Genomic DNA, 26,254 nt, shown 5'->3' on the forward strand with positions numbered 1-26,254 from the left:
TCGCTTATGACCGAGCCGAGCAAACAGCCCATTCACGGCGTTCCCGAGCACCAGCCGGTGGCTGGCGGCATCGCCGCGCGGGCGCGTGCGGCGGCAGGCGGCCCGCAATATCTCAGCGGCCTCAATCCGGAGCAGCGCGAGGCGGTCGAGACGCTCGACGGCCCGGTGCTGGTGCTTGCCGGCGCCGGTACCGGCAAGACGCGGGTGCTGACCACGCGCATCGCGCATATTTTGAGCCAGGGCCGCGCGCGGCCGCCGGAAATCCTGTCGGTGACCTTCACCAACAAGGCGGCCCGCGAGATGAAGCTGCGGCTTGGCCAGATGCTGGGCCAGGCAGTCGAGGGCATGCCTTGGCTCGGCACCTTCCACTCGATCGGCGGCCGCATCCTGCGCGTTCATGCCGAGCTGGTGCAGCTCAAATCCAACTTCACCGTGCTCGATGTCGACGACCAGGTGCGACTGCTCAAGCAGCTGTTGCAGGCCGAGGGCATCGACGACAAGCGCTGGCCGGCGCGGATGATGGCCGGCCTGATCGACGGCTGGAAGAATCGCGGCCTGATGCCGTCGCAGGTGCCCGCGGGCGAGGCCGCGTCGTTCGGCAACGGCAAGGGCGGCAAGATCTACGCGACCTATCAGGAGCGGCTGAAGATCCTCAACGCCGCCGATTTCGGCGACCTGCTGCTGGAGAATATCCGGCTGTTCCGCGAGAACCCGGATGTGCTGCGCAGTTACCAGAACCGCTTCAAGTTCATCCTGGTCGACGAGTATCAAGACACCAACGTCGCGCAGTATCTGTGGCTGCGGCTGCTGTCGCAGGCGCCGTCGCGGCCGGGTCTTCCGCTTTCAGCAGTCATTCCGGGGCGCCTCGAAGAGGCGAACCCGGAATCCCGAGATCAAGAGGGCTCATCTCGCGAGTCCGGGTTAGCACCTGACAGTGCGCCCCGGAATGACGGCAGCCCGCAGCCTCCCACCAGAAACATCTGCTGCGTCGGCGACGACGACCAGTCGATCTACGGCTGGCGCGGCGCCGAGGTCGACAACATCCTGCGCTTCGAGCACGACTTTCCGGGCGCCAAGGTGATCCGGCTCGAGCGCAACTACCGCTCCACCGGCCACATCCTCGCCGCCGCCTCGCATCTGATCGCGCACAATGAGGGACGGCTCGGCAAGACGCTGCGCACCGAGGATGTCGACGGCGAGAAGGTCACCGTCACCGGCTCCTGGGACTCGGAAGAGGAAGCGCGTGCGATCGGCGAGGAGATCGAGGAGCTGCAGCGCGCAGGCGAGAACCTCAACGACGTCGCGATCCTGGTGCGTGCCTCGTTCCAGATGCGCGAGTTCGAAGATCGCTTCGTCACGCTCGGCCTTTCCTACCGCGTGATCGGCGGCCCGCGCTTCTATGAACGCGCCGAGATCCGCGACGCGCTGGCTTATCTGCGCACCATCAATTCGCCGGCCGACGACCTCGCCTTCGAGCGGATCGTCAACGTGCCGAAGCGCGGGCTCGGCGACGCCACCGTGCAGATGCTGCACGACCACGCCCGCAAGCGCCGCATTCCGCTGTTCGAGGCGGCGCGCGCCGTGGTGGAGACCGACGAGCTGAAGCCGAAGGCGCGAGGCTCGCTGCGCGACCTCGTGATGCAGTTCGACCGCTGGCGGGCGCAGTCCGAGGTGACCTCGCATACCGAACTCGCCGAGATCGTGCTCGACGAGAGCGGCTACACCGAGATGTGGCAGAAGGACCGCTCGGCAGATGCCGCTGGTCGGCTCGAGAACCTCAAGGAACTGGTGCGGTCGATGGAGGAATTCGAGAACCTGCAAGGGTTTCTCGAGCACATCTCGCTGGTGATGGACCGCGACGGCGACGCCGGCGACGAGGCGGTGTCGCTGATGACGCTGCATTCCGCCAAGGGCCTCGAGTTCGACAACGTCTTTCTGCCGGGCTGGGAGGAAGGCCTGTTCCCGAGCCAGCGCACGCTGGACGAGCAGGGCCGCGCCGGGCTCGAAGAAGAGCGCCGCCTCGCTCATGTCGGGCTGACCCGCGCCCGCCGCCGGGCAAAGATCTATTTCGCGACCAACCGTCGTATCCATGGCACCTGGTCGACCACGATCCCGTCGCGCTTCCTCGACGAACTGCCGGCGCACAATGTCGAGATCACGGAATCCAAGGGTGGTTCCGGCTGGGGCGGCAGCGGTGGCTATGGCGCCTCGCGTTTCGACAACCTCGAATCATTCGGCTCGAGCTACTCGACCCCGGGCTGGCAACGCGCCCAGGCCAATCGCCGCGGCGGTCAGAATCGCGGCGGCAGCGGCTTCGAGGAACGGCAGTCCTCTTTTTCAGGTTCGCGCAGCGGCACCTCCGGCGGCTTCGGGCAGGCCAGGCGCGGCCCCATGGTGATCGAGGGCGAACTGGTGGCGAAATCCACCGGCACGGTGTCGGAATTCTCGCTGGATGATCGGGTGTTTCACCAGAAGTTCGGCTACGGCCACGTCGTCAGGATCGACGGCAACAAGCTCACCATCGCCTTCGAGAAGGCGGGCGAGAAGAAGGTGGTCGACAGCTTCGTGGAGCGGGCGTGACGGACTTCGTCTGTTCGTAGCCCTTGACCCCAGTTGAATTCACGGGTTGAGATGGTTCCATGATCCGGGGTGGGCTGTTCCTTTTTGTCGTCGCGCTCACCGCGCCGTCGCTGGCGGCAGCGGAGACGATGAGCTTTGGCGATGCCGCCGCACAATTGGCCAAGGCTTGCGGCGCGGACATCACCGCCAATTGCCGCGGCGTCAATCTCGACTCCAACCGCCTCAAGGAATGCCTGTCGCGCAACCGCGACGTGATGTCGGCCGACTGCAAGGCGACCTATTTCTCGACCTTCGATGCGATCCAGAAGCGGATCGCGGCGCGCATCACCGTCGCCGGAGCCTGCAGGCTCGAGATCGTCAAGGTGTGCGGCGGCTCCACCAAGGAGACCAGCAAGTCGGTCCCCTGCCTGATCACCGCCAAGGGCAAGAGCCGGAATTGCGCCCAGGCCATCACGGACGCGGGGTATCAATGATGCGCCCGCTGACGCGAGGTCTGCGCGACGGCGTCCTGCTCGCTGCGCTGCTGCTGGCGACGGCGCACGCGCCGGCCCGCGCGCAGCAGGTGACGCGCGACGACATCATCGCCAAGCTCGACCATTTCGAGACGCCGGCGGAGATCGATATCCCGGCGCTGAAGCAGCAGGTGCTCGAGCGCTCGCGCACGCGGTCGAAGAACGAGCCGCCGCCGCAGAAGCGGCCGCCGATCGCGCCCAACCTGACCAGCCTGCCGACGGCCAGTCTCGACATCCAGTTCGACGTCGACACGCCGATCGTGCTGCCGGAGTCGTACCAGACCGTCGGCCGCATCGCCGACGCGCTGACGCATGCCTCGCTGTTGCCGTACAACTTCCTGGTCGTCGGCCACATCGAATCGAGCGGCAGGCGCGAGAACAACGCGGTGCTGAGCCAGCGGCGCGCGGACGCGATCCGCGACATCCTCATCAACACCTTCAAGATCTCGGCCAAGCGCGTGCAGTCGATCGGGCTCGGCGAAGAGCAACTGCTGGATCCCGCCCATCCCGGTGCCCCGGTCAACAACCAGATCCAGATCATGACCATTTCCAGGGTCGCCGACACCGAGCCGCCGCCCGCGCATCCGGCACCGGCAGCGCCCGCCGCCAAGAAGCCCGCGAAGAAGCGCTGAAGCGGGCGCTTTTACACACCGCAGGATAGATTTCTAGTCGGCCTGGTGATTGCAGAACGGATCGCGCGTCCCTATCTGCGCTAGGCCCCGTCTCCGCCCGCTTTCGGGCCGCAAATCAGCGCGCCTCAGCCCCATCCCACCACGCCTCCGCCCCCATGTCGCCGATCATCTCCGTTTCCAACCTGTCGAAAACCTACGGCTCCGGTTTCAAGGCGCTGAACAACATCAATCTGGAGATCAACAAGGGCGAGATCTTCGCGCTGCTGGGGCCGAACGGCGCCGGCAAGACCACGCTGATCAGCATCATCTGCGGCATCGCAAATCCGAGCCAGGGCAAGATCGCGGTCGCCGGCCACGATATCGTCAGCGACTATCGCGCCGCGCGGTCGATGATCGGGCTGGTGCCGCAGGAACTGCACACCGACGCGTTCGAGTCTGTGTGGGCCACCGTGAGCTTCAGCCGCGGCCTGTTCGGCAAGCCGAAGAACCCCGCCCATATCGAGAAGGTGCTGAAGGACCTCTCGCTGTGGGACAAGAAGGACAACAAGATCGTGACGCTGTCAGGCGGCATGAAGCGCCGCGTGATGATCGCGAAGGCGCTGTCGCACGAGCCGCAGATCCTGTTCCTCGACGAACCCACCGCCGGCGTCGACGTCGAGCTGCGCAAGGGCATGTGGGAGGTGGTGCGCGCACTGCAGGCGTCCGGCGTCACCATCATCCTGACCACGCATTACATCGAGGAAGCCGAGGAGATGGCCGACCGCATCGGCGTCATCAACAAGGGCGAGATCATCCTGATCGAGAACAAGACGACCCTGATGCAGAAGCTCGGCCGGAAGCAGCTCACGCTGCAACTGCAGGGCAGGCTCGACTGCGTGCCGCCGGCGCTGGCCGCCTACAACCTCGAACTCTCCAGCGACGGCCGCGCGGTGACCTACGACTACGACACCAAGGGTGAACGCACGGGGATCACCAGCCTGCTCAGCGACCTCCGCAATGCCGGCGTCCGCATCTCGGATCTCGACACCAGGCAATCCTCACTCGAAGACATCTTCGTCAGCCTCGTGAGGGCGCCATGAACTTTCGCGCCATCAGGGCCATCTATCTGTTCGAAATGGCGCGCACCTGGCGCACGCTGCTGCAAAGCATCGTGTCGCCCGTGGTGTCGACCTCGCTTTATTTCGTGGTGTTCGGTGCGGCGATCGGCTCGCGCATCACCCAGGTCGAGGGCGTCAGCTACGGCACCTTCATCGTGCCGGGTCTGGTGATGCTGTCGGTCCTGACCCAGAGCATCTCCAACGCCTCGTTCGGCATCTACTTCCCGAAATTCGTCGGCACCATCTACGAGATCCTGTCGGCACCGATCTCCTACCTGGAGATCGTGATCGGCTATGTCGGCGCGGCCGCCACCAAGTCGATCATCCTCGGCCTGATCATCCTGGCCACCGCCGGGCTTTTCGTGCCACTGCATGTCAATCATCCGATCTGGATGCTGACCTTCCTGGTGCTGACGGCCGTCACCTTCAGCCTGTTCGGGTTCATCATCGGCATCTGGGCCGACGGCTTCGAGAAGCTGCAGATGATCCCGATGCTGGTGGTGACGCCGCTGACCTTCCTCGGCGGCAGCTTCTATTCGGTGAACATGCTGCCGTCGGGCTGGCGCACCCTCACGCTGCTCAATCCCGTCGTCTATCTGATCTCCGGCTTCCGCTGGAGCTTCTACGAGATCGCCGACGTCAGCGTTGCCTTGAGCCTCGGCATGACGGTGTGCTTCCTCGTCGCCTGCATGGCGATCGTGGCCTGGATCTTCCGCACCGGCTACCGCCTGAAGAACTGACTTGCGGAAGCAAGTAGCCCTTAGCCCGGTTGGAGCGCAGCGCAATGCGGGCGTTCGATGACCTTTCGACAGCGGCCCCGGATTTCGCTGCGACCATCCTGGCTACGCGGCTCCAACCTGGCTACGCGGCTCCAAGCCGTTATCGATAGCAGTGAAAATATCCGTGGCTGTAATAGCCGCGGCAGCGGTGGTGCCAATGATGACCGGGAATGCCGAGGGCGCCCTCGACCGTGCCAATGGCACCGCCGACGCCGGCGCCCACGGCACCGCCGACCACCCGGCCGACCGGTCCGGCGACCCGGCCGCCCTCGTGGCCACCCTCATGGGCTCCTTCCTGGACGCCGCGGACAAGGCCTTGGGCCCGTCCGGCATGGGGGACGGCCAGCAGCGCCAGAGCGAGGGCTGCGGCGGCAAACACGTGCCGCGCGGGAAGGCCGGCTGGGATAGCGGCCGCGGTCATAAACCTGGTGTTGTTCATCTTGGGTCCTTGAGGCGCGGCGCGAAGGCGCCGCCGGCGGGATTGTGAAACGCCGCAGCGACCAAATGGTTGCGTCGGTCCCGCGACCAGGACAACGCCCCTTGGGCTGGAACGCCGTTCGAAGGCGATGACGGTAAGCAGCAACTCTCTGAAAATGAGTTTCCCTGTTCGCCCCCGCCGCGATGGTCTATGAAGACGCCCGCCAATCCTTTCTCAGGAACGCAGTGTTTTGATGTTCATCCGGTCATTGTTTCTGGGCGCCCTCGCAGGCGCAGTTCTCGGCATCGGCGCCGCGTCCGCTCAGCAGAAGGAGACGCTGCTGGAATCGCAGGAGTCGCTCTACAACAACATCTACGTGTATCAGCGATCGCCGTATGTCATCATGACGTTCGGGCACAACAAGCAGCTCTACACCGAGAGCGTGTTCGACACCGGCGACGACCGCGTCTTGCCGGTGCCCTATACCCAGTTCATGACCGCGGCGCTGATGTATGCCGGGAAAGTGAACTCGATCCTCGAGATCGGATCCGGCGGCGGCCGCATCGCATGGTACCTGCACCGCTCCCTTCCCAACGCCCGCGTGACCTCGATCGAGCTCGACCCCGCAGTGCTGGCGCTGTCGCGAAAATATTTCGGAATCAGGGACGAGCAGAACTTCGACCTCGAGGCCCGCGACGGCCGCGTGTTCCTGTCGCAGTCGAAGGACAAATACGACATCATCCTGATCGACGCCTATCGCGGACCGTTCGTGCCGTTCCATCTCATGACACGGGAGTTCTATCAGATCGTCAAGGACCACCTCGCCGAGGGCGGCGTCGTGGCGCAAAATGTCGATCCCAACACCATGCTGTTCGATTCCGCCGTCAAGACGATCGGCGCGGTGCTTCCGCAGATCGAGTTCTACAAGACGAGCGACGGTTCGGACGACAATATCGTGACCGTCGCCTATGACGGCGCGGAACGCAAGGCGGACGACCTTGCCACAGTCGCGAGCGAGCGCGACAAGGCGTACGACCTGCGCTATTCCCTGGCCAGCATGCTGGCCGAACGCAAGCGCGTCGACATCAACAACACGCAGGCGATCGACGCCAACGCCAAGGTGCTGACCGACGATTTCGCTCCGGTCGATGCGTTGAAAAGTATCGAGCAGCACAACAGGAAGATGCCTTGACGCCGTCCCGCTCGCTCGCGCCGACCATCTACCTGATCGCCTTCATTGCCGGTGGCGTTCTGATGGGCTTCGAGATGCTGGGCAGCCGCTATCTCTTTCCCTATTTCGGCGGCGGCATCGGCACATGGGCCAGCCTGATCTCGACGGTGCTCTGTGCGCTCGCCGTCGGCTATTTCTCGGGCAGCGCCATCGTCGCCCGCCGGCCGTCGCAGCGCGCCATCGGCGCCGCGATCATGATCGCGGCCTGCTGGCTCGCGCTGGTGCCCGCAGCCGCCGATGCCGTCATGCAGAGAATCCTGGACCACATCGGCGACGGCCCCGCAGCGACGCTGTCGGCTTCGACCGCCCTGTTGCTCGTGCCGCTGTCGTTGCTCGGCACCTTTTCGCCGATCGCCGTCAGCCTGCTGACCCGATCGGCCAACGAGGCCGGGCGCGTGGCGGGGCTGGTGTATGGCGTCTCCACCATGGGCAATGTCGCCGGCACCCTGCTGACGACATTCGTCCTGATTCCGTCGATCGGCTCGCGCAACATCACCTATGTCTTTGCGGTGACGCTTGCGGCCTGCGCCGCGTTGCTGCTCATGACGCCTGCGCGGCGGCCAATCGAGGTCTGAACAATGCTGCAACGCCTCCGGTTTCCCCTCGTGCTCGCAAGCGCCCTGCTGTTCCTGCAGCCCGGACCGCTTCATGCCGATGAGGTGAAGATAGACTCCTGGGACGGCAAGCGCGCGCTCGACGTCATCGTTGACCTGTTGCGTTTCACCCCGCGCTCGATGGAGACGGCCGGGCACCAGAAGACGATCGACTACATCACGGCCGAGCTGAAGAAGACGAAATTCGACACCATCACGAGCCAGCGATGGGTCGCGCGGGAGGCGGGCCGCACCATGGCGATGACCAACATCATTGCCCGCTTCAACCCCGCAAATCCGCGCCGCGTGATCGTCGCCACGCACTACGACAGCATCATCAAGGCCTATCGCGATTCCAAAAGTCCGGATGCGCCGATGCCCGGCGCCAACAATTCTGCATCGGGAGTGGCTGTGCTGCTGGAGACCGCGCGCGTGCTGTCGGAAATGACCGATGCGCCGCCTGTCGGGATCGACATGATCTTCTTCGACGGCGAGGAGGGTCCGATCTCGATGGGCGCCGGCGATCCGAACTTCCACTCGATCGGCTCGCCATACTTCACCGAGCACCTTGCCGAATTCTATCCGAAAGCCAGGCCGGAGAAGATGCTCGACTTCGACATGGTCTGCGACCGCGATCTGCACCTGAAAGCCGAGCAGTCCGGGCTCCGCTCGGCGCCGGCGGAGGTGAAGAAGTTCTGGGACATCGGGATGAAGATCGCACCCGGCGCCTTCGAGAAGGAAGCTGCGCCCTATTCGATCGAGGACGACCACACCGCGTTTCAGCTCGCTGGGATTCCGAGCTTTGTCGTGATCGATTTCGAGTACGAGCCGTTCTACAACACCACCGAGGACACGCCCGACAAGTGCTCGGTGCAAAGCCTGGAAGCCGTGGGGCGCACATTGTTGCAGTATCTTTACTTGCCCTGACCGGACACCGGCACGATCACGCCGCCGTGTAACTCTTATGTGGGGGACGCGGGCGCGGGTCGTCAGCCAATTGAAGCGAGGGCCGTGGCGGCGCTCGCGAAAAAGTCAGCACGCCGTGACAGACAAGCCCGTCTTCGGCCTTGTTTGCGCCGCGCGCCGGATTAACGATGCCTCGTCGGGCCTCTGGAACCAAAGCCGGATTCCGGGCATATTGATTGCCGGGGAAGGAGAGCCGGGGCACCGCGATCAGGCCGGGAGGCCAAAGGTAAGATGCGTTCGTTCCTCATTGCTTTCACATCCGTGATGCTTTTCACAGCCGGTGCCGCGCAGGCCAAGGTCGATATCACCATCGACAAGGACAACCAGCAGATGACCGTCGCGGTCGACGGTGTCGCGCGCTATCACTGGCCGGTCTCGACCGGCATCCCGTCGCGCGAAACCCCGAACGGCACCTTCCGCGCTTTCCGGATGGAAGAGGATCACTTCTCCAAGGAATTCGACGACGCGCCGATGCCGCATTCGATCTTCTTCACCAAGATCGGGCACGCCATTCACGGCACCGACTCGGTCAGCCGCCTCGGCACGCCGGCATCGCATGGCTGCGTCCGGCTGTCGCGCGACAACGCCTCGACGCTCTATGCGCTGGTCGAGAAGGAAGGCGTGCTCAACACCACGGTGACGCTGACCGGCTCGGCGCAGGTCGCACTGGCGCGCAATCCGCGTCCGCGCGGCGGCGCCGCCGTCGCCCGCGCACCGCAGGGCTATGACCAGCAGCAGCAGTACAGCGCCGTCGGCGACCCGATGGTGCTGACGCCGCAGCCGCGCACCTATCCGGCGCAGCCGCGCGCCGACGATGGCTACATCTATCCGGCCGACGGCAGCTCGACCGATCAGCGCTACCCCGCGCCACCGTCCGGCCGCCGGTACGATGCACAGGGTTACGGTCAGCAGGGCTATTACGGCCAGCAGCAGTACTACGGCAACCAGGGCTACGCGCCGGCGCCGCAGGGCTACTACCAGCCGCGGCCCGCCTATCAGCAGCAGCGCAGCTACTATCAGGGCGGCTATTATCAGGATTGAGCCACCCGGGCATCAACGTCATCTGAAGGCGCGTTCGCCGCGTTCGGATATCTTCCTGACAGCGTCGACGAAGGCGCTCGCGACCGGTTCGAGGATATCGGGACCGGTCTCGGCGAGATCATCGGCCGGCGTATGAAAGCTGCGATGGCGGCCGGCGAGCCCGAGGAAATTCGGGTAGCCCGCCGCATGGACGTCGCGCAATTCCCCGATCGCCTGCTGCTCCGCCACCATCCGCCTGGCGTCGATCCCGGTCAGCGTCTCGCCAGCCAGCGTCACCGCCGACGGGCTCAGGACCAGGGCGCGCTCACCGTCCGGGCGAACGGTCCTGCTGTCGCCGGCAAAGGCGTAGCACGCGTTCGATGAGCCGAAATGCACCCAGGCCAGGGTGTCCCCTGGCGGCGGCGCGCCATGCCTGAGGAACAACTCCATCCCGCCATGACCGATCTCGTGGCCGACGGTGGCAACGAAGATGAAGTTGCCCGCCCACTTCTCCGCGGCAACCGTGCGGGCCAGCGCCAGGAAATTGGCAATGCCCGGCCCGCGCTCGCAGACGCAGCCGTACCAGCCCGTCAGCGGTGTCGAGACCACGATCGCCGGGCCACTGGCATCGCCGAGCCGGGCCACCACGTTGCGGCCGGTAACATTGGCCTCATAGTGTCCGGTGACGTCGAGCGTGATATCGGCGCCGGACGCAACGGCCCGCGCGAACGCCGTCCTGTCCTTGCCGGCGACGACGATAACGGGCACCGGCCAGGGCTTGTCCTCCTGCGTCACGTTATAGGCGAAGCGGTCATCCGCGGGATTGCCGATCGTGAGCAGGATCGCGGCCGGCCCCGCGCGGCCGCCTGTGCGATCGCCGCGCGATGGGTGGAGCCGAGATAGGCGTCACGGTCGAACGGCAACTCGAGCAGGAGCACCTTGCCGGCGGCGTCGCCGTCGCGCACCAGCGGCGCGGTGAGCCGGAAGCTCGCCTTGCCGTCCGGCGGCCACCAGAACGGAGTGGCCTCGACCGTTACGCCACCGGCCTCGGCAGTCGCGTGCTCCACCACATATTGCTTGCCCAGCACGACCGGCTGGAATTCGACGCGGAAGCCCGCAGCCTGCAATTCGCCGGCGATCCAGTCCGTCGTGGCGCGGTCGCCGGGCGAGCCAAAACGATGCAGACCGAACGAGGCGTAGCGGGCCACGTCCCGGTAGAGGCTGGCGCCGGACAGCGCCTGCTGTGCCGCGGCTGAATATCCTGATGTCATTGCTGCCACCATCGCGATGAGGATCCGCCATCCCGGCATTGCATCGCCCCTCCCGGCGTCGTGTTGTGTCGCATCTCGGTCGCGCTACTATCACCGCTCTTGCGGCCGGTTCACCTGCTTGTGACCCCTCGCCGCACCACACCCGCGAGGCTTGCCGGGGCCTGTCGCCGCCCCGTCATGTGATTGTAAGAATAGCCCGATATCCGGCAGCAATAGCGCGCGCGGCCTCCGGAGGCCATGGACCGCGGAGTGCCTGACGACGTCGGAGCCGGAGCGCCTCAGGTTACGCAGGATCGGGGAATACCATGAAACGCGGCATCGTCGTCCTTTGCCTATGCGCTGTGGCGCTGGCTGCCTACTACACGACGGACAGATGGGCCATCCGCCACACCATGATGACGTTCCATGACGTGCTGCGTGAAGACCGCAACGTCACGGTCGACGTCGCGGTCCGTCGCGACCGCGAAATGCAGGCGATGGCCGAAATGGTCGAGCTCCCGGTTGCGATCCTGAGCCACGGCAACACCGTCAAGAACACCGAGTACTCGTTCCTGACCAACCTGTTCGCCTCACGCGGCTACCTCGTGATCAGCGTTCAGCACGACCTCGACACCGATGCGCCGATGGTGACCAGGGTCGGCGAGGAATATGTCGGCCGGCGCATGCAGTACAATCGCGGCGACTTCAACATCATGTACGCGATCGAGGAGCTCAAGAAGATCTACCCGAACGCGGACTATCGCCACCTGACGCTGATCGGACATTCCAACGGCGGCGACATCTCGATGTATTTCGCCAGGCAGCACCCGGATATGGTGAAGAAGGTCGTCACGCTGGACAACCTGCGCGTTCCCTTCATCACCGACGGCAAGATCAAGATCCTTTCGTTCCGCTCCAGGGATCCGGTGTTCAAGGCGGACCCGGGTGTCGTTCCCGACGACGAGATCTGCGCCAAGGCCGGCATCAAGGTTGTCAGGACCGAGTTTCAGCACAACGAGCTCAGCGATCGCGGGCCTGACAACGTCAAGTCGTCGATCGAGGCCAAGGTGCAGCAATTCCTCGACGAGAACGACGGGCCGCCGCCTTCGCCGGTCCCGCTGCTGGCCGCGGCGGCACCGAACGCGGCCAACGCGACCGAGGCCGGGAAGAAATAGCCGGCAACGACCGGCGCAGCCTGATCGTCGCAAGTCTCAAGCCCGCGCCCGAAATTCGCCGCGGGCTTTTTCGTGACGCTCTCCCTTGCGGCGCGCAAGTGTCACGATCGAAAACAAGGGCAAGCCGAACACACTTTGCGATCGGAGCACGATGCAATCTCCGGAAGAGGACTTGAATTTGTTCCCGTTTTGTTCCAGACTGCTTTTCTCGTTGTTTCGTTGTGGGACTGCCCCGATGTTCGGTTCGTTTCCTCGAGCGCTGCGCGCGGCGCATCTCGTCGCTTGTGTAACATTGCTTGTGTCGCCGGCTTCAGCCGATCCTGCGAATGCGCAAGGGGGCCGTCAGACGCCGCCCCCCGCGCTCGTTCCGACGTTTGAATCGCTGCCTCATACCGCATTGCCGACGGCGCGCTTCGAGGGCTGGTGCGGCCAGAACGGCCGATACATTCTCGACGAAAACGGACAGTTGAATGCCTATGAGGCCGGTACCAAGGTCGCGGCAGTAGCCGTTTCGCCCGGTCACGCGTGGCAGTGCAGCCGCGACGGACGGCAACTGATCAACATCAGCATACCGCATGTGTTCATGGTCGATATCGCAAGCGGCGACAGTCAGTGGATTGCGTCGTATGACGAGAAGACTTTTGGTAACGTAGCGTTCTCGCCGGATTTCAAGAGCGTCGCAAGCTCCACTCCGTTGGAACTAAAGCCGCAGGCGCCTCAGCTCAAGGTCATTCTGGTCAGAGATAAGAGCACAGCAGGCAAGACGGAACGGCCTGATTGGATCAAATGGAGCGAGGATGGCTCGGAGATTGCCGTGGTCTATCCGACGTCCGTCGATATTCTGGACCGCGACGGCGTGACGATCGCCTCCATGACGAAACGAGGCAATGGATGGGTCAAGGACGGATGGTTCGAAAAGGATCAACGAGCGCTGACACTCTTTATGGAACAGGAACAGCCTCCGGGATTCATTCTGAAGTGTAGCGTCGCTGGAAAGAGGTGCCTCGCACGCACGCGAATTGAGTCCGTCTCATTCGGTGGGCGAGGAACTGTGGGCACCGTAATCCCATTGGGCAGGCCTCCAGTGCGGGAAGACGACTCGATCCTCATCTCGAAGGAATACGCTGCCGAGATCAGAAGCGCCAATTCCAGACTTCTCGTACGTCAGGTGTTCTCGACAAGGACCGGTCTTTGGCCGTTTCATATCGCGGTGTCCCCTTCCGGAAAGTGGTCTATCCTGACGTGGGACGACGAAAATCAACCAGGGTGCGTCTACGGACAGGGCGACGCCGCCCTTTATAAATGCGGGCAGGGAATGCTCGTGGATTTAACCAAGGTGATTAAATGACTGATCGATATCGTCCCTACGTTCCTCCAAAGCCTGCGCGACCGTTCGAACGAAGCTCCGATTACAAGCCGAGGATACATCCCGTAACGCACGAGGAGAAATTCCATGCCGGCGTGATTATCGCGCCAGCGACGATTGTCGCCTCGGTAGGTCTAGAGCGATTTCCGTTCCGATGAAGTCGGAGCGGTACTCCGGATTCGCGTTACTGCTCGCCGTCGCGCAGACGCCGGTAGACCGCGCCCAGCACGTTCGAATAATCGTCGGTCCAGACCCGCTGCTTCTCGTCGGCTTCGGTCTCGGCCCAGACGTCGGACGAGGCCAGCTTGCCGACGTCGGCCTCCTCGCGCGCGGACACCACGACCGAGGTCGCGAAGATGTACTCGTTGTCGCGGCCTGAATCCTCGCTGTAGACCCAGCTCTTCATGTCGTTGGCATCGGCAATGCCGACCACGACGCTGGCGAGCTCGAGATGCCGGTTGGAGACGTGCATCACGACCGCTCCCTGCGGGGCCAGCTTCTGCTTGTAGATCGCCATCGCCTCCTCGGTCGCGAGGTGGATCGGGATCGCATCCGACGAATAGGCATCGATGATGATGAGATCGTAGACGCCGTCGGGTTCCTTCGCGAAGGTCAGCCGCGCATCGCCGATCACGGGCTTCAGGTTGGGCTCGCAGCTCTGGATGTAGGTGAAGTATTTCGGGTCGCGCGCGGTATCGACCATGCTCTGGTCGATCTCGAAAAACCTCCAGTCCTCGCCCGGCTCCGACGCGCAAGTCAGTGTGCCCGAGCCGAGGCCGATCACCGCGACCTTCAGCGGCGCGCCCTTGCGCTCGCGGATCGCCGATATCGCCTGCCCGATGCCGCCGTCCTTGTGATAGTAGCTGATCGGCTCCGGCCGCCCGGTGACCGGCGTGCCGTCGTCGTTCCTGAACTTCTCGGCGCCGTGGATCGTGGTGCCGTGCATCAGCACGTGATACTGGCCGTTCGGGGTCACCACGATCTTGTGCACGCCGAAGAAGCTGCGCACGGTGTCGACGCGGCCCTCGTCGGCGGGATAGAAGCGCAGCAGCGCCAGCGCGACCGCGACCGTGGCGAAGATCTTCCAGCGGCTGGCGTTGAGCGTCAGCGCCAGCAGCGCCGACAGCACGCCGACCGCGCCGATCACCCAGACCCGCCGGTCGTCGAGCCAGTTGAAGATCGGTCCGGCGGAATAGGATGGCGCGATCAGCGCCGCCGCCAGCACTAAGAAGAACCGCCAGTACCACGTGTTCCAGCGCGGCAGGCGCTCGGCGCCGCCGGGCGGCCGGCACAGCGCGGCCAGCGCCAGCAGGATCGGATATTCGGCGACCCACGAGAAGGCGAACGGCGCGATCAGCCCCGCGAACAGGCCGCCGAGCATGCCGCCGAACGACAGCGCGACGTAGAAGCCGGTGAGATATTCCGCCGCGGGGCGCGTGCGCGCCAATTCGCCGTGACAGGCCATCGCGATCACGAAGAAGCAGAGCTGGTGGCCGCCCAGCGTCAGCAGCAGGTTCTGCTCGCCGCCGACCGCAAGCAGGATGATGACGCCTGATATCGCCAGCGGCTGGGCCAGCAGCATCCATCGGTGCGGCAGCAGCGGGCGCGACTGGAACACCAGCACCCAGGTCAGGAGATACAGCGACAGCGGCAGCACCCAGAGCAAGGGCGCTGCAGCGACGTCGGTCGAGATATGCGCCGTGACCGCGATCAGCAGGCCCGATGGCACCGCGGCGAGGAAGATCCAGCGCGCGCGCAGGACCCAGGACGGCGCCGGAGCGCTCGTTTCGTCAGCCCGCATGTCGAGCGCAGCGGCACCGGCCGGCGAGCGCAGCAGCAGCGCGCCGCAACCCGCGATCAGCACGATCAGGAGGCCGTAGCCGCCGGTCCAGATCAGGTTCTGGCTGCGCAGCGTGAACATCGGCTCCAGCAGCACCGGGTAGGACAGCAGCGCCAGGAAGCTGCCGATGTTCGAGGATGCATAGAGGAAATACGGGTCGGGCCCGCCGGGATGACCGGTGCGCACGAACCAGGCCTGCAACAGCGGATTGTTGGCGGCGAGCGCGAAGAACGGCAGCCCGATCGAGACCGCGAACAGGCCGAGCAGCCAGACCGCATAGCCCGAGTTCGGCGGCTCGCCCCAGCCGCTCCTGATCGCCAGCGGCAGGGTCAGCAGCGCCATGACGAGCAGAGCCAGATGCACCACGACCGGGATGACGCGGCTGTTCAGCTTCATCAGCAGATGCGCATAGGCGTAGCCGCCGAGCAGCAGCGACTGGAAGAACACCATCGCCACCGACCACACCGCGGGCGAGCCGCCGAGCCGCGGCAGCACCATCCTGGTGAACAGCGGCTGCACCGAGAACAGCAGCAGCGCGCTGACGAAGATCGCAGCGGTGTAGACAACCAGCACCAGCCGGTTTCGCGAAGCGGACGGCACAGACGACATGAAGGCTCCGGCGTGAACCCGGCGCACGCCGGAAGCGGCAGGTCCGGCGGCACCGTGCCGGCAGGCTGAATTGAGCATATGGCAACATCACGGGCAAGAAACCGCACTCACGCGGACTTGACGAAGGGCCGCCTGCGGCGCGAAAGCTCGCTTGTCATTCCTCCTTCCTGAAGCGGACATGAACGAAGCTGAGGTCGTCATCATCGGAGCGGGGCACAACGGCCTCACCTGCGCGGCCTATCTCGCGATGGCGGGCTTGCGGGTCCGTGTCGTGGAACGGCGCAAGGTGGTCGGCGGCGCCGCGGTGACCGAGGAGTTCGTGCCGGGCTTCCGCAATTCGGTCGCGTCCTACACGGTGAGCCTGCTCAACCCGCAGATCATTGCTGATCTGAAACTTGCCGGGCACGGTCTGAGAATCGTCGAGCGCCGGGCCCAGAATTTTCTCCCGGCGCCTGATGGCAGCTACCTGCTCACCGGCGAGGGCCGGACCCGGGAGTCGGTCGCACGATTGAGCGGGCGCGACGCCGCTGCCATCGAGACGTTCTCGCAGGAGCTCGAGGCGATCGCCGATGTGCTGCGGCAATTCGTGCTGCGCGCGCCGCCGAACATCGTCGAGGGCTTCGGCATCGGTGCGGTCGGCGAAGCGGTCAATGCGCTCGGCTCCGCCAACATCCTGCGCCGGCTGTCGCTCGAGCAGCAGCGCAGCCTGCTCGACCTGTTCACGCGCTCGGCCGGCGAGATGCTCGATGAGCGATTCGAGAGCGACCTCGTCAAGGCGCTGTTCGGCTTCGACGCCATCGTCGGCAATTATGCAAGCCCCTACGCGGCCGGCTCGGCCTATGTGATGCTGCACCACGCCTTCGGCGAGGTGAACGGCAGGAAGGGCGTCTGGGGCCACGCCATCGGCGGCATGGGCGCGATCACCCAGGCGATGGCGCAGGCCGCGCGCGGCCATGGCGTCGAGATCGAGACCGACGCGGGCGTCCGCGAGGTCATCGTCGAGAAGGATCGCGCATGCGGCGTGATCCTCGACAATGGCGAGACCATCCGCGCGAAATACATCGTCTCGAATGTCAATCCGAAGCTGCTCTACACGCAGCTGGTGCCGGCGGGCGCACTGGCGCCCGATTTCCTGACCCGGATCGGGCACTGGCGCAACGGCTCCGGCACGTTCCGGATGAACGTCGCGCTCGGCGCGCTGCCCTCGTTCACCGCCCTGCCCGGCCCCGGCGACCATCTCACCGCGGGCATCATCATTGCACCAAGCCTCGGCTACATGGACCGCGCCTGGCAGGATGCGCGCGAATTCGGCTGGAGCCGTGCGCCGGTCGTCGAACTCTTGATCCCCTCGACCCTCGACGACAGCCTGAGCCCGCCGGGGCAACATGTCGCGAGCCTGTTCTGCCAGCACGTCGCGCCGCAACTGCCCGGCGGCAGATCATGGGATGACCATCGCGAGGAGGTCGCCGACCTCATGATCGCGACCGTCGAACGCCATGCTCCCGGCTTCGCGGCCAGCGTGGTCGGCCGGCAGATCCTGTCCCCGCTCGATTTGGAGCGGCAGTTCGGCCTGCTCGGTGGCGATATCTTCCACGGCGCGCTGACGCTGAACCAGCTGTTCTCGGCGCGTCCGATGCTCGGCCATGCCGATTACCGCGGCCCCCTGAAGGGCCTCTATCACTGCGGCTCCGGCGCCCATCCCGGCGGCGGCGTCACCGGTGCCCCGGGCCACAACGCCGCGCGGGCGGTCCTGGCGGATCACCGCGCGTTCTTCGCGTAGGCGCCGCGCAGGAGCGTTCCGGCAGGCGGTGGAAAGCCTGTGGAGAAGCAGTGGATCGACAGCGGACAACATCCTGCGTCCGAGCGGGACGAGCGGTGGAGATGTCGTTGGACAGGCCTGTGGACCACGCCCCCGCAAACCCGCCGCAACGCCTCTGATGCCCTGTTGACCGCCCCACGGACATTCTGTGGATATCCGATCGCTTTCCCGGAGACATCGGCCCACCAGACCGGCGCGACAGGCTTGCCCGATGCGCCGAGAGCGGCGTCCGTCGTTCGACGACTTCAGTGAGCTAGCGCTGAGCTGGTGTTGCAGGCGAATTCAGCGTGGCGACGGTCGAGGCCGTCCTGCCGTTCACAGTGCTAGCGACGCTCGCGAATTTTGAGTTCAAGGCAGTACCGAGTTGCGTCGCGCCCACCATGACCGCAAGGGCGATGAGCGCTCCGATCAGACCATACTCAATGGCAGTGGCCAGCTCGACGATGCCAGCTTCGTTCTTCAAAAACCGATCGAGAAGCGTCTTCATGGAAGCGCCTTTCCCTGCCTGGTTTCGCCCGGGACGGGACATGCCCCGCACCGGTATCAGTATTGATACGGAAATCATCTAAGGTTGCATGAACCGGCCGGCGCCAATTCGCGCGATAATCGAGCGAAATCAGAGTTGAAATTCAGACAAAATCGACATCAAGGACATGCAAATCGAGCTCAACTGTTGGCTGAAGCAGACTCGCGCGGCAAAAAGAAAACACCGGGCGACGAGGTCGCCCGGTGTGCTGAGAACGCCATCCGGCGTTGACTACTTCAGCGAGGTGCTGATCGTGCTGAAAGTTCCGCTCAATGCCGTGCCGACGCCGTTCACGGCGGCGATGATGGCGATGGCGATGCCGGTCGCGATCAGGCCGTATTCGATGGCGGTCGCACCGGATTCATCCCGCAAAAATCTAACGATAAAGGTTCTCATGCTAGTCCTGCCCTTGCTGGTCTTATCGGACCGGTTCAGTTCCGGTTCCGGAACCGTACTATTGCGGGCAAAATCTAAGGTTGTTTGAACGAATAGCATGTCAATTCGCGCGACAATCGAACGAAATCAAAGTTGAAATTTAGGCAAAATTCGCATTACCGGTATTCCGATGACACCCCCCACCCATCGCGCCAGCGTCACGCTGGCGGACGAAACAACTGCAAAACGCGTCGTCGACGCGCTTTCCGAGCTGTATTTCGAGGAACAGGCGGCGTTTGCAGCGTTCGAACGGCCCGATCTCCGCTGGGACGTCACAGTCCATTTTGCCGAGGCGCCGGACCAAACCCTGCTTCGCGAACTGGTCGGCCACGCGGCCGGACCAGATGTCGCATCGACTATCGTCTATGACACCGTGGAGGCGAAGGATTGGGTCAAGGCCAGCCTGGAGGACCTCGTCCCGGTCCCGGCCGGCCGCTTCATCGTCCACGGCCAGCATGACCGGACACGGATACCGCCCAACAAGCTCGGCATCGAGATCGAGGCGGCGCTTGCCTTCGGCACCGGCCATCACGGCACCACCCGCGGCTGCCTGCTGCTGCTCGACCATGTGCTGAAGGCCTATCAGCCGCGCCGCGTGCTCGATCTCGGCACCGGGACCGGCGTGCTGGCGATCGCCGCCGCCAAGGCACTGCATGGCCGGGTGCTGGCGAGCGACATCGATCCACCGTCGGTGAGGGTCGCCGAGGAGAATGCGCAGCTGAACGAAACGGGGCATCTGGTGGACGTGATCCGCGCCACGGGCTTTGCCGCCCCGCAATTTGCCGCGGACGGGCCGTTCGACCTCGTGCTTGCCAACATCCTCGCCAACCCGCTGCGGCAGCTCGCCGGGCCGATGGCCCTGCACCTCGCCTCGAGGGCGCAGGTGATCCTCTCGGGCCTGCTGACCCACCAGGCGCCGGCGGTGATTGCCGCCTATCGCGCCCGCGGGCTGGTGCCGCTGCGCCATCTCAGGATCGAAGGCTGGAGCAGCCTGTTGCTGCGCGCCGCGAAATGACGATCTCGAGCAGGGCGTGCGGCGACTGCACGCTCTGCTGCAAGGTCATGGCCATCGAGGAACTGGCAAAACCCGCGAATGCGTGGTGCCCGCATTGCAAGCCCGGGCACGGCTGCCGCATCTACGCCGACCGGCCGGCGGAGTGCCGGTCCTTCAGCTGCGTCTGGCTCGTCAATGAGCTGCTGGAGGAGCACTGGAAGCCGGCGAAATCCAGGCTCGTGCTGACCACGTCGGAGGACGGTCTGGAGGTTCGATGCGACCCCGGCTTTCCCGATGCCTGGCGCAGGCAGCCCTACCGCAGCGAGATCCATGAATGGGCGGTTTCCGGCGAGCCGCTCGACATGACCGTCGTCGTGATCGTCGGCCAGCGGATGACGCTGGTGACGCCGGAGCGCGAGTTCGATCTCGGAATTGTCGGTCCCGACGAGCGCATCGTGCGGGAGCTGGAAGGCACCAGGGTCGTCAATGCCACGGTGGCAAAGGCGTCGGACCTCGAGCCGTAATGGCTGGATAGCTAGTTGATAACTGCCTGATAGTTACCTGGGCGCAGGAGGATCGCGACTGACGATCACGACCTTGTCCTGCACGACCTTGCCCTGCTTCAGCATTCGTTTGCCGCGCGCTTCGACCAGGCGCTCCAGGATCTGGACGATGACACCACGCTGCTTCTGCTCAATGGGGTCGATCGGGCCGCGGGAAACCGGCGGCGAAATCTTCTCAAAGGTGAAAACAGGCATGGTGCATCTCCTCGCCGTTGAGTTGAGACACTCCTGGACACTCCCGATATTCCGACAAAACGGCTTGCCCTGGAAACCGTTCCGGCTTTTCTAATGTTGTGACAGCGATTCAAGCACAAGTTATGCCAAAATTGTGGCCATGCTGGGCGGGTCGCGGACCTGCCGCCGGATCGGATCAGAGCGAAAGAGAGTGCGAAGGCAATGTTCGAAGCCCACTTCCAGACATTCGAAGAACCCGAAGGCGGCGTGGCGCTGACCGCGCGCCTGGGCGCGCTGCGCGAGGAGCTCGCTCGGCGCAAGCTGACGGGCTTCGTCGTTCCGCGCGCCGATCAGCAGCAGAATGAATATGTCGCCGCGTCCGAGGAGCGGCTGGCCTGGCTGACCGGCTTCACCGGATCGGCGGGGCTGGCGATCGTGCTGAGCAAGGAAGCCGCGCTCTTCGTCGACGGCCGCTACACCCTGCAGGCCGGCAAGCAGGTGGACCGCAAGGCCTGGGAGATCGAGCCGCTGGTCGATCCGCCGCCGGAGCACTGGCTGACGCGGCATCTGGCGGCCGGCGACCGCCTCGGATTTGACCCCTGGCTGCACACGTCAGCGGCAGCCGAACGGCTGGCCGCCGCCTGCGCCAAGGCCGGCGCGGAGCTGGTCGCGGTCGATTCCAATCCGGTCGACACGATCTGGACCGAACGGCCGGCGCCGCCGCTCGGCCGGGTCACGATCCATGGCGCGCAGTTCTCGGGCGAGATCGAGGCCGAAAAGCTCAAGCGGATCCGGCTCGAGATCAACAAGCTCGGCGTCGACGCGCTGGTGCTGTCCGACAGCCACGCCGTGGCCTGGACCTTCAACATCCGCGGTGCCGACGTCTCGCATACGCCGCTACCGCTGTCCTACGCGCTGGTGCCGAAGGAAGGACGACCGCTTGTCTTCATCGATCAGCGCAAGCTCTCCAATTCGGCCCGTGACCATCTCGAGCAATCGGCCGCCGTCGAGGCGCCGGCCGCATTGACGTCGAAGCTCACCGAGCTCGCGAAGCGGGGTGCATCGATTGCGCTCGACAACGCGACCGCAGCCGATGCGTTGAGCCGCCTGATTTCAGGCGCCGGCGGCAAGCCGGTGCGCGGCAACGATCCCGTCAGCCTCCTGAAGGCGGTGAAGAACCTCACGGAGATCGAGGGCACGCGCACGGCACATCAGCGCGACGCGGTGGCGCTGACGCGCTTCCTCGCCTGGATCGATCGCGAGGCTACGTCGGGCGGGCTAACCGAGATCGATACGGTCGAGGCGCTGGAGACGTTCCGCCGCCAGACCGGCGCGCTGAAGGACGTCTCGTTCCCGACCATTGCCGGCACCGGTCCGAACGGCGCCATCGTGCATTACCGCGTCACCCGCAAGAGCAACCGCCGGATCGACCCCGGCGACCTCCTGCTGATCGATTCCGGCGCGCAATATGAGGACGGCACCACCGACGTCACCCGCACCATCGCGATCGGGCAGCCGACCGACGAGATGCGCGACCGCTTCACCCGCGTGCTGCGCGGCCATGTCGCGATCGCGCGGGCGATCTTCCCCGACGGCACCACCGGCGCGCAGCTCGACACGCTGGCGCGGCAATATCTCTGGCAGGCCGGGCTCGATTTCGAGCACGGCACCGGCCACGGCGTCGGCAGCTACCTGTCGGTGCATGAAGGGCCGGCGCGGATCTCGAAGCTCGGCACCACGCCGCTGAAGCGCGGCATGATCCTGTCCAACGAGCCCGGCTACTACAAGACCGACGCCTACGGCATCCGGATCGAGAACCTCGAGCTCGTGATCGGCACCGACATTGTCGGCGCCGAGAAGCCGGTCAACGCATTCGAGACGCTGACGCTGGCGCCGATCGATCGCCGCCTGATCGATGTCGGCATGCTGGGTGCTGGAGAGCTGGCATGGCTCAACGACTACCACGCCCGCGTCGCCGCGGTGGTGCGCCCGCATCTCGACGACAACGCGACGAAGCTGTGGCTTGATGAGGCGACGGCGACATTGAAGTAGCGCGCGCAAGCGCCACAAACTCGACGTCGTCCCGGCGAGGCCGGGACGACACACTTTTTTGTTGCGCGAGGCGAAATATCCTCCGCGCCTCCCGGAATCGGCATGGGCGCATGCTGAAACACCCGTATTCCGCGCAAATGAGATAGCTACAGTCCGATTCACACAACGGAAACGGACCTGAATGCACGGCGTGATGGGCAAGCCGCCCGGCGCGGCCAAAGACAGCATCGCGACATCGCGGGTCGTGCTGCTGATGCTCGTCCTGATGACGGGCGTGGCGCCGATCTCGCTCTACATGCTGGTGCCGGCACTGCCGGTGCTTGCGACCACGTTCGGCCGCGACATCTCCGTCGCGCAGATGACGGTGTCGCTGTACATGGTCGGCATCGCGCTGTCGCAGCTCATCATGGGACCGCTGTCGGACAAGTTCGGACGGCGCCCGGTCTTGCTCGCCGGGCTCGGCCTGATGGTGATCGCCGGCGTCGGCTCAGTGTTCGCCGAAACCCTGCCGCAACTGATCGCCGCGCGGTTCTTCCAGGCGCTCGGCGGCGCCAGCGGCATGGTGATCAGCCGCGCCATCATCCGCGATCTCTATCCGCGCGAGCGGGTCGGCGCCATGATCAGCCTCGTCGTCGCCGCGCTGATGATCGCGCAGATGGTGAGCCCGTTGACCGGCGGTCTGCTGGAGACCGCGTTCGGCTGGCGCGCGATCCTGTATTTGATCACCGCCGCGTCCCTTTCGATCGCGATCTTCATCGCGGTGGCGCTGCCCGAGACCCGGCGCGATCGCGCCGACAGCCCGAGCTTCCGCGGCGATCTCGGCAAGCTGATGCAAAGTCGCGCCTTCGTCGGCTACATGCTGTGCCAGGTGCTGGCCTCGCAGATCATCTTCGCCTTCGCCGGCGGCGGCCCCTACATCGTGGTGACGCAGATGGGCCGCAGCAGCGCCGAATATGGCGCGTGGTTCGCGAGCACGGGCTTTGCCTATCTCGTCGGCAATCTCCTGTGCGTGCGCTTCGCGCCCCGTCATTCGCTGGAGAGACTGATCTGGTTCGGGCTCGCGCTCCAGCTCGGCGGCAGCTTCCTGAACCTGACCTGGAGCTTTGCCGGCCTGAACCAGGCGCCGCTCTGGCTGTTCGGCACCCAGATGATCGTGATGGTCGGCAACGCCTTCGTGATGGCCAATTCGGCCGCCGGCGCCATCAGCATCCGCCCCGAGGCCGCCGGTACTGCATCGGGTGCGATGGGCTTCCTGCAACAGGGCATCGGCGCGCTGATCTCGCAATTCGGCGCCTATCTCGGCGGCCACTCCGCCAGCACGCTGCCGCTGACCTCCGCGCTGTTCGCGATCTCCGTCGCCTGCGCCTGCTCGATGATCTTCATCGTGCCGCGACGGAATGTCGTGGTCAGCGAGGAACTGATCGAGCAGGCGGAGGAGGACGAGGCGGGGATCATGTGAGGTGCAACTGCGCCCCTACTCCCCGATCAGCTTCAGCCACTCGTCTTCGGTCAGTACAGTCACGCCATGCTTCTGCGCTTCGGCGAGCTTCGAGCCGGCGCCGGGACCTGCGACCACGTAGTCCGTCTTCTTCGACACTGAGCCCGCGGCCTTGGCGCCCAGCCGCTCGGCGGTCGCCTTGGCTTCGTCGCGAGTCATCTTTTCGAGCGAGCCTGTGAACACCACGGTCTTTCCCGCGACCGCCGAATTGCTCTTCGGCTTCTCGGCGTCGATGATCTCCGCCAGCTCTCCGGTCAGCCGCTCGACGATGCCACGATTGTGCTTTTCGCCGAAATAGTCGGCGATGCTCTTGATCACCGTGTCGCCGATCTGGTCGAGCGCATCCATCTCGGCGATCGCCTCCTCGTCACCCCTGGCGACCTTGAGACAGGCGTCGTGGAACGCGTCCCAGGATCCGTAGCCGCGGGCCAGCGCCAGCGCGGTGGTCTCGCCGACATGGCGCATCCCGAGCGCGTAGATGAAGCGCTCCAGCGAGATCCTGCGGCGCTCCTCGATCGCGGCGAACAGGTTGCGCACCGAGGTCTCGCCGTAGCCTTCGATCTGCTCCAGCTTCAGCCTGGCGTTGCGCTTCGGCAGCGTGAAGATGTCGCCAGGCTCCTTCACCCAGCCTTCGTCGAAGAAATATTGCAGCTGCTTCTCGCCGAGGCCGTCGATGTCGAAGGCGCGGCGGGACACGAACAGCTTCAGATGCTCGATCTTCTGGAACGGACAGGCGAACTCGCCGCTGCAACGCAGCCGCGAGCCCTCCTCGCCGGTCGCGGTCTCCTCGCGCACCACGTCGGTGTGCAGCGGACACGGGCACTTCTTCGGGAACTGGAATTCGCGGGCAGCCTTCGGCCGCTTGTCGATCACGACGTCGACGACCTGAGGGATCACGTCGCCGGCGCGCTGGACCACGACAGTGTCGCCGATCCTGATGTCGCGGCCCTCGCGCAAGCTCTCGCCCTTGTTGCCGATGCCCTTGATGTAGTCCTCGTTGTGCAGCGTGACGTTCTGCACGATCACGCCGCCGACGCCGACCGGCTCCAGCTTGCCGACCGGCGTGAACGAGCCGGTGCGCCCGACCTGGATCTCGATGTCGCGCAGCACGGTCATGGCGCGCTCGGCCGGGAATTTATGTGCTATCGCCCAGCGCGGCGTGCGCGAGACGAAGCCGAGCCGCTCCTGCCAGTCGATCCGGTCGACCTTGTAGACGACGCCGTCGATGTCGTAGTCGAGCTCGGCGCGCTGCTCCTCGATCCTGCGGTGGAACGCGATGAGCTGCTCGACCGAATGGCACAGCCTGGTGAGCGGATTGGTCTTGAAGCCGCAGCGCTCGAACCAGTGGATCATGCCGGTCTGCGTCTCCTCCGGCAGCTCGCTCATCTGGCCCCAGGCATAGGCGAAGAAACCGAGCGGACGGGAGGCGGTGATCGTCGGATCCTTCTGCCGCAGCGAGCCGGCGGCCGAATTGCGCGGATTGGCGAAGATGGTGCTGCCTTCGGCCTTCTGCCGCTCGTTCAGCGCCAGGAACGCCTTCTTGGTCATGTAGACCTCGCCGCGCACCTCGCAGATCTCGGGCACGTTGCGGCCCTTCAGCTTCTGCGGCACGTCCTCGAGCGTGCGGATATTGGCGGTGACGTCCTCGCCCTCGGCGCCGTCGCCGCGGGTTGCCGCGGTAACGAGCTCGCCGCCCTCGTAGCGCAGCGACATCGACAGGCCGTCGATCTTGGGCTCGGCGGAGAAATCGATCCGGTCGTCCGGCAGCTTCAGGAAGCGCACGATGCGGCCGACGAAATCCACCACGTCCGCTTCCGCAAACGCATTGTCGAGCGACAGCATCGGGATGGAATGGCGAACCTTCTTGAACCGCCCCGACGGCGCCGCGCCGACCTTCTGCGACGGCGAGTCCGAGGTGACGAATTCGGGGAAGCGCTTCTCGATCGCGTTGTAGCGCTGCCGCAGCGCGTCGTATTCGGCATCGGTGACGCTGGGCGCGTCGTCCTGGTAGTAGCGCTTGTCGTGGCCTTCGAGCTCCAGCGCGAGCCGGGTCAGTTCGACCCTGGCCTGCGGCTTGGTCAGCTTGGCGACGTCGACCAGCGCTTTCTTCGCCTTGGCGGCCATG

At 65.0% G+C, this 26,254-nt stretch carries 24 protein-coding genes; 16 read left to right on the forward strand and 8 right to left on the reverse strand.

The features are described from left to right. Window positions 1–6 precede the first annotated feature (6 nt). The 5 genes from JQ586_RS32405 (at window position 7) to JQ586_RS32425 (ending at window position 5,561) form a co-directional block, all read left to right on the forward strand. Window positions 7–2,580 carry an ATP-dependent helicase gene (locus tag JQ586_RS32405; protein ID WP_212398704.1) on the forward strand — a complete coding sequence of 858 codons (2,574 nt, stop codon included), beginning with the start codon at window positions 7–9 and terminating at the stop codon, window positions 2,578–2,580. Between the two features lie 59 nt (window positions 2,581–2,639). Next, window positions 2,640–3,053 (forward strand): hypothetical protein, encoded by a 414-nt coding sequence (locus JQ586_RS32410; protein ID WP_212398705.1) that lies wholly within the window; start codon window positions 2,640–2,642, stop codon window positions 3,051–3,053. Continuing rightward, entirely contained in the window at window positions 3,050–3,724 is a 675-nt protein-coding gene (locus tag JQ586_RS32415) for an OmpA family protein (protein ID WP_249148488.1), read from the forward strand. Before JQ586_RS32410 ends, JQ586_RS32415 begins: the two co-directional genes overlap by 4 nt. A 155-nt stretch (window positions 3,725–3,879) precedes the next feature. Next, entirely contained in the window at window positions 3,880–4,803 is a 924-nt protein-coding gene (locus JQ586_RS32420; RefSeq protein WP_212398706.1) for an ABC transporter ATP-binding protein, read from the forward strand. After that, window positions 4,800–5,561, forward strand: coding sequence for an ABC transporter permease (locus JQ586_RS32425; protein ID WP_212398707.1), 762 nt, complete (start codon window positions 4,800–4,802; stop codon window positions 5,559–5,561). Before JQ586_RS32420 ends, JQ586_RS32425 begins: the two co-directional genes overlap by 4 nt. Before the next feature lie 139 nt (window positions 5,562–5,700). Here the strand turns inward: JQ586_RS32425 and JQ586_RS32430 are convergent, their stop codons facing one another. Further along, window positions 5,701–6,039, reverse strand: a complete 339-nt coding sequence (locus JQ586_RS32430) for a hypothetical protein (RefSeq protein WP_212398708.1) — start codon at window positions 6,037–6,039, stop codon at window positions 5,701–5,703. 232 nt (window positions 6,040–6,271) lie between these two features. Here JQ586_RS32430 and JQ586_RS32435 point away from each other — a divergent pair, with 232 nt between their 5' ends. The 4 genes from JQ586_RS32435 to JQ586_RS32450 all read left to right on the forward strand — a co-directional run bounded on the left by JQ586_RS32435 (window position 6,272) and on the right by JQ586_RS32450 (window position 9,849). Then, window positions 6,272–7,210 carry a spermidine synthase gene (locus tag JQ586_RS32435; RefSeq protein WP_212398709.1) on the forward strand — a complete coding sequence of 313 codons (939 nt, stop codon included), beginning with the start codon at window positions 6,272–6,274 and terminating at the stop codon, window positions 7,208–7,210. Next, window positions 7,207–7,824, forward strand: coding sequence for a fused MFS/spermidine synthase (locus tag JQ586_RS32440; protein WP_212398710.1), 618 nt, complete (start codon window positions 7,207–7,209; stop codon window positions 7,822–7,824). The genes JQ586_RS32435 and JQ586_RS32440 overlap by 4 nt, the downstream gene beginning before the upstream one ends. Before the next feature lie 3 nt (window positions 7,825–7,827). Continuing rightward, the gene (locus JQ586_RS32445) at window positions 7,828–8,769 is read left to right on the forward strand and encodes a M28 family peptidase (RefSeq protein ID WP_212398711.1); all 942 of its coding nucleotides are present in this window, start codon (window positions 7,828–7,830) and stop codon (window positions 8,767–8,769) included. Between the two features lie 270 nt (window positions 8,770–9,039). Further along, entirely contained in the window at window positions 9,040–9,849 is an 810-nt protein-coding gene (locus tag JQ586_RS32450) for a L,D-transpeptidase (protein ID WP_212398712.1), read from the forward strand. An 18-nt stretch (window positions 9,850–9,867) separates the two neighbouring features. Here JQ586_RS32450 and JQ586_RS40755 read toward each other — a convergent pair whose 3' ends face one another. Both JQ586_RS40755 and JQ586_RS40760 read right to left on the reverse strand, forming a co-directional pair. Continuing rightward, window positions 9,868–10,596: a hypothetical protein gene (locus JQ586_RS40755; protein ID WP_249148489.1), complete on the reverse strand. Its 729-nt coding sequence runs from the start codon at window positions 10,594–10,596 to the stop codon at window positions 9,868–9,870. A gap of 23 nt (window positions 10,597–10,619) precedes the next feature. Further along, the gene (locus JQ586_RS40760) at window positions 10,620–11,099 is read right to left on the reverse strand and encodes a hypothetical protein (RefSeq protein ID WP_249148490.1); all 480 of its coding nucleotides are present in this window, start codon (window positions 11,097–11,099) and stop codon (window positions 10,620–10,622) included. A 305-nt stretch (window positions 11,100–11,404) separates the two neighbouring features. On the opposite strand from JQ586_RS40760, the gene JQ586_RS32460 reads away from it, so the two are divergent. Further along, window positions 11,405–12,253, forward strand: coding sequence for an alpha/beta fold hydrolase (locus JQ586_RS32460; RefSeq protein ID WP_212398713.1), 849 nt, complete (start codon window positions 11,405–11,407; stop codon window positions 12,251–12,253). 235 nt (window positions 12,254–12,488) lie between these two features. Continuing rightward, entirely contained in the window at window positions 12,489–13,601 is a 1,113-nt protein-coding gene (locus JQ586_RS32465; protein WP_212398714.1) for a hypothetical protein, read from the forward strand. Between the two features lie 202 nt (window positions 13,602–13,803). Here the strand turns inward: JQ586_RS32465 and JQ586_RS32470 are convergent, their stop codons facing one another. After that, a complete protein-coding gene (locus tag JQ586_RS32470) occupies window positions 13,804–16,068 on the reverse strand; it encodes a fused MFS/spermidine synthase (RefSeq protein ID WP_212398715.1) in 2,265 nt (754 codons plus the stop codon). A 178-nt stretch (window positions 16,069–16,246) separates the two neighbouring features. Between JQ586_RS32470 and JQ586_RS32475 the strand changes: the two genes are divergently transcribed. Continuing rightward, window positions 16,247–17,848 carry an NAD(P)/FAD-dependent oxidoreductase gene (locus tag JQ586_RS32475; protein ID WP_212398716.1) on the forward strand — a complete coding sequence of 534 codons (1,602 nt, stop codon included), beginning with the start codon at window positions 16,247–16,249 and terminating at the stop codon, window positions 17,846–17,848. A 292-nt stretch (window positions 17,849–18,140) separates the two neighbouring features. Here the strand turns inward: JQ586_RS32475 and JQ586_RS32480 are convergent, their stop codons facing one another. Beyond that, window positions 18,141–18,374, reverse strand: coding sequence for a Flp family type IVb pilin (locus tag JQ586_RS32480; protein ID WP_212398717.1), 234 nt, complete (start codon window positions 18,372–18,374; stop codon window positions 18,141–18,143). A 270-nt stretch (window positions 18,375–18,644) separates the two neighbouring features. Beyond that, on the reverse strand, window positions 18,645–18,809 hold the full coding sequence (locus JQ586_RS32485; protein ID WP_212398737.1) for a Flp family type IVb pilin: 165 nt from the start codon (window positions 18,807–18,809) through the stop codon (window positions 18,645–18,647). Between the two features lie 169 nt (window positions 18,810–18,978). Between JQ586_RS32485 and JQ586_RS32490 the strand changes: the two genes are divergently transcribed. Together JQ586_RS32490 and JQ586_RS32495 are read left to right on the forward strand one after the other, a co-directional pair. Then, a complete protein-coding gene (locus JQ586_RS32490) occupies window positions 18,979–19,863 on the forward strand; it encodes a 50S ribosomal protein L11 methyltransferase (RefSeq protein ID WP_212398718.1) in 885 nt (294 codons plus the stop codon). After that, complete coding sequence (locus JQ586_RS32495) at window positions 19,860–20,366, forward strand: hypothetical protein (RefSeq protein WP_212398719.1); 507 nt, start codon at window positions 19,860–19,862, stop codon at window positions 20,364–20,366. The genes JQ586_RS32490 and JQ586_RS32495 overlap by 4 nt, the downstream gene beginning before the upstream one ends. A gap of 33 nt (window positions 20,367–20,399) precedes the next feature. On the opposite strand, the gene JQ586_RS32500 is transcribed toward JQ586_RS32495, so the two are convergent. Then, window positions 20,400–20,600, reverse strand: a complete 201-nt coding sequence (locus JQ586_RS32500) for a hypothetical protein (protein ID WP_212398739.1) — start codon at window positions 20,598–20,600, stop codon at window positions 20,400–20,402. A gap of 201 nt (window positions 20,601–20,801) precedes the next feature. Between JQ586_RS32500 and JQ586_RS32505 the strand changes: the two genes are divergently transcribed. Together JQ586_RS32505 and JQ586_RS32510 are read left to right on the forward strand one after the other, a co-directional pair. Then, window positions 20,802–22,631, forward strand: a complete 1,830-nt coding sequence (locus tag JQ586_RS32505) for an aminopeptidase P family protein (RefSeq protein ID WP_212398720.1) — start codon at window positions 20,802–20,804, stop codon at window positions 22,629–22,631. A gap of 181 nt (window positions 22,632–22,812) precedes the next feature. Continuing rightward, window positions 22,813–24,090: a multidrug effflux MFS transporter gene (locus JQ586_RS32510; protein WP_212398721.1), complete on the forward strand. Its 1,278-nt coding sequence runs from the start codon at window positions 22,813–22,815 to the stop codon at window positions 24,088–24,090. A 15-nt stretch (window positions 24,091–24,105) separates the two neighbouring features. Here the strand turns inward: JQ586_RS32510 and ligA are convergent, their stop codons facing one another. Next, window positions 24,106–26,253, reverse strand: a complete 2,148-nt coding sequence (gene ligA, locus JQ586_RS32515) for an NAD-dependent DNA ligase LigA (RefSeq protein WP_212398722.1) — start codon at window positions 26,251–26,253, stop codon at window positions 24,106–24,108. Between the last annotated feature and the right edge of the window lies 1 nt (window position 26,254).

It is taken from the genome of Bradyrhizobium jicamae (genome assembly GCF_018130215.1).
Lineage (GTDB): Bacteria > Pseudomonadota > Alphaproteobacteria > Rhizobiales > Xanthobacteraceae > Bradyrhizobium > Bradyrhizobium jicamae_A.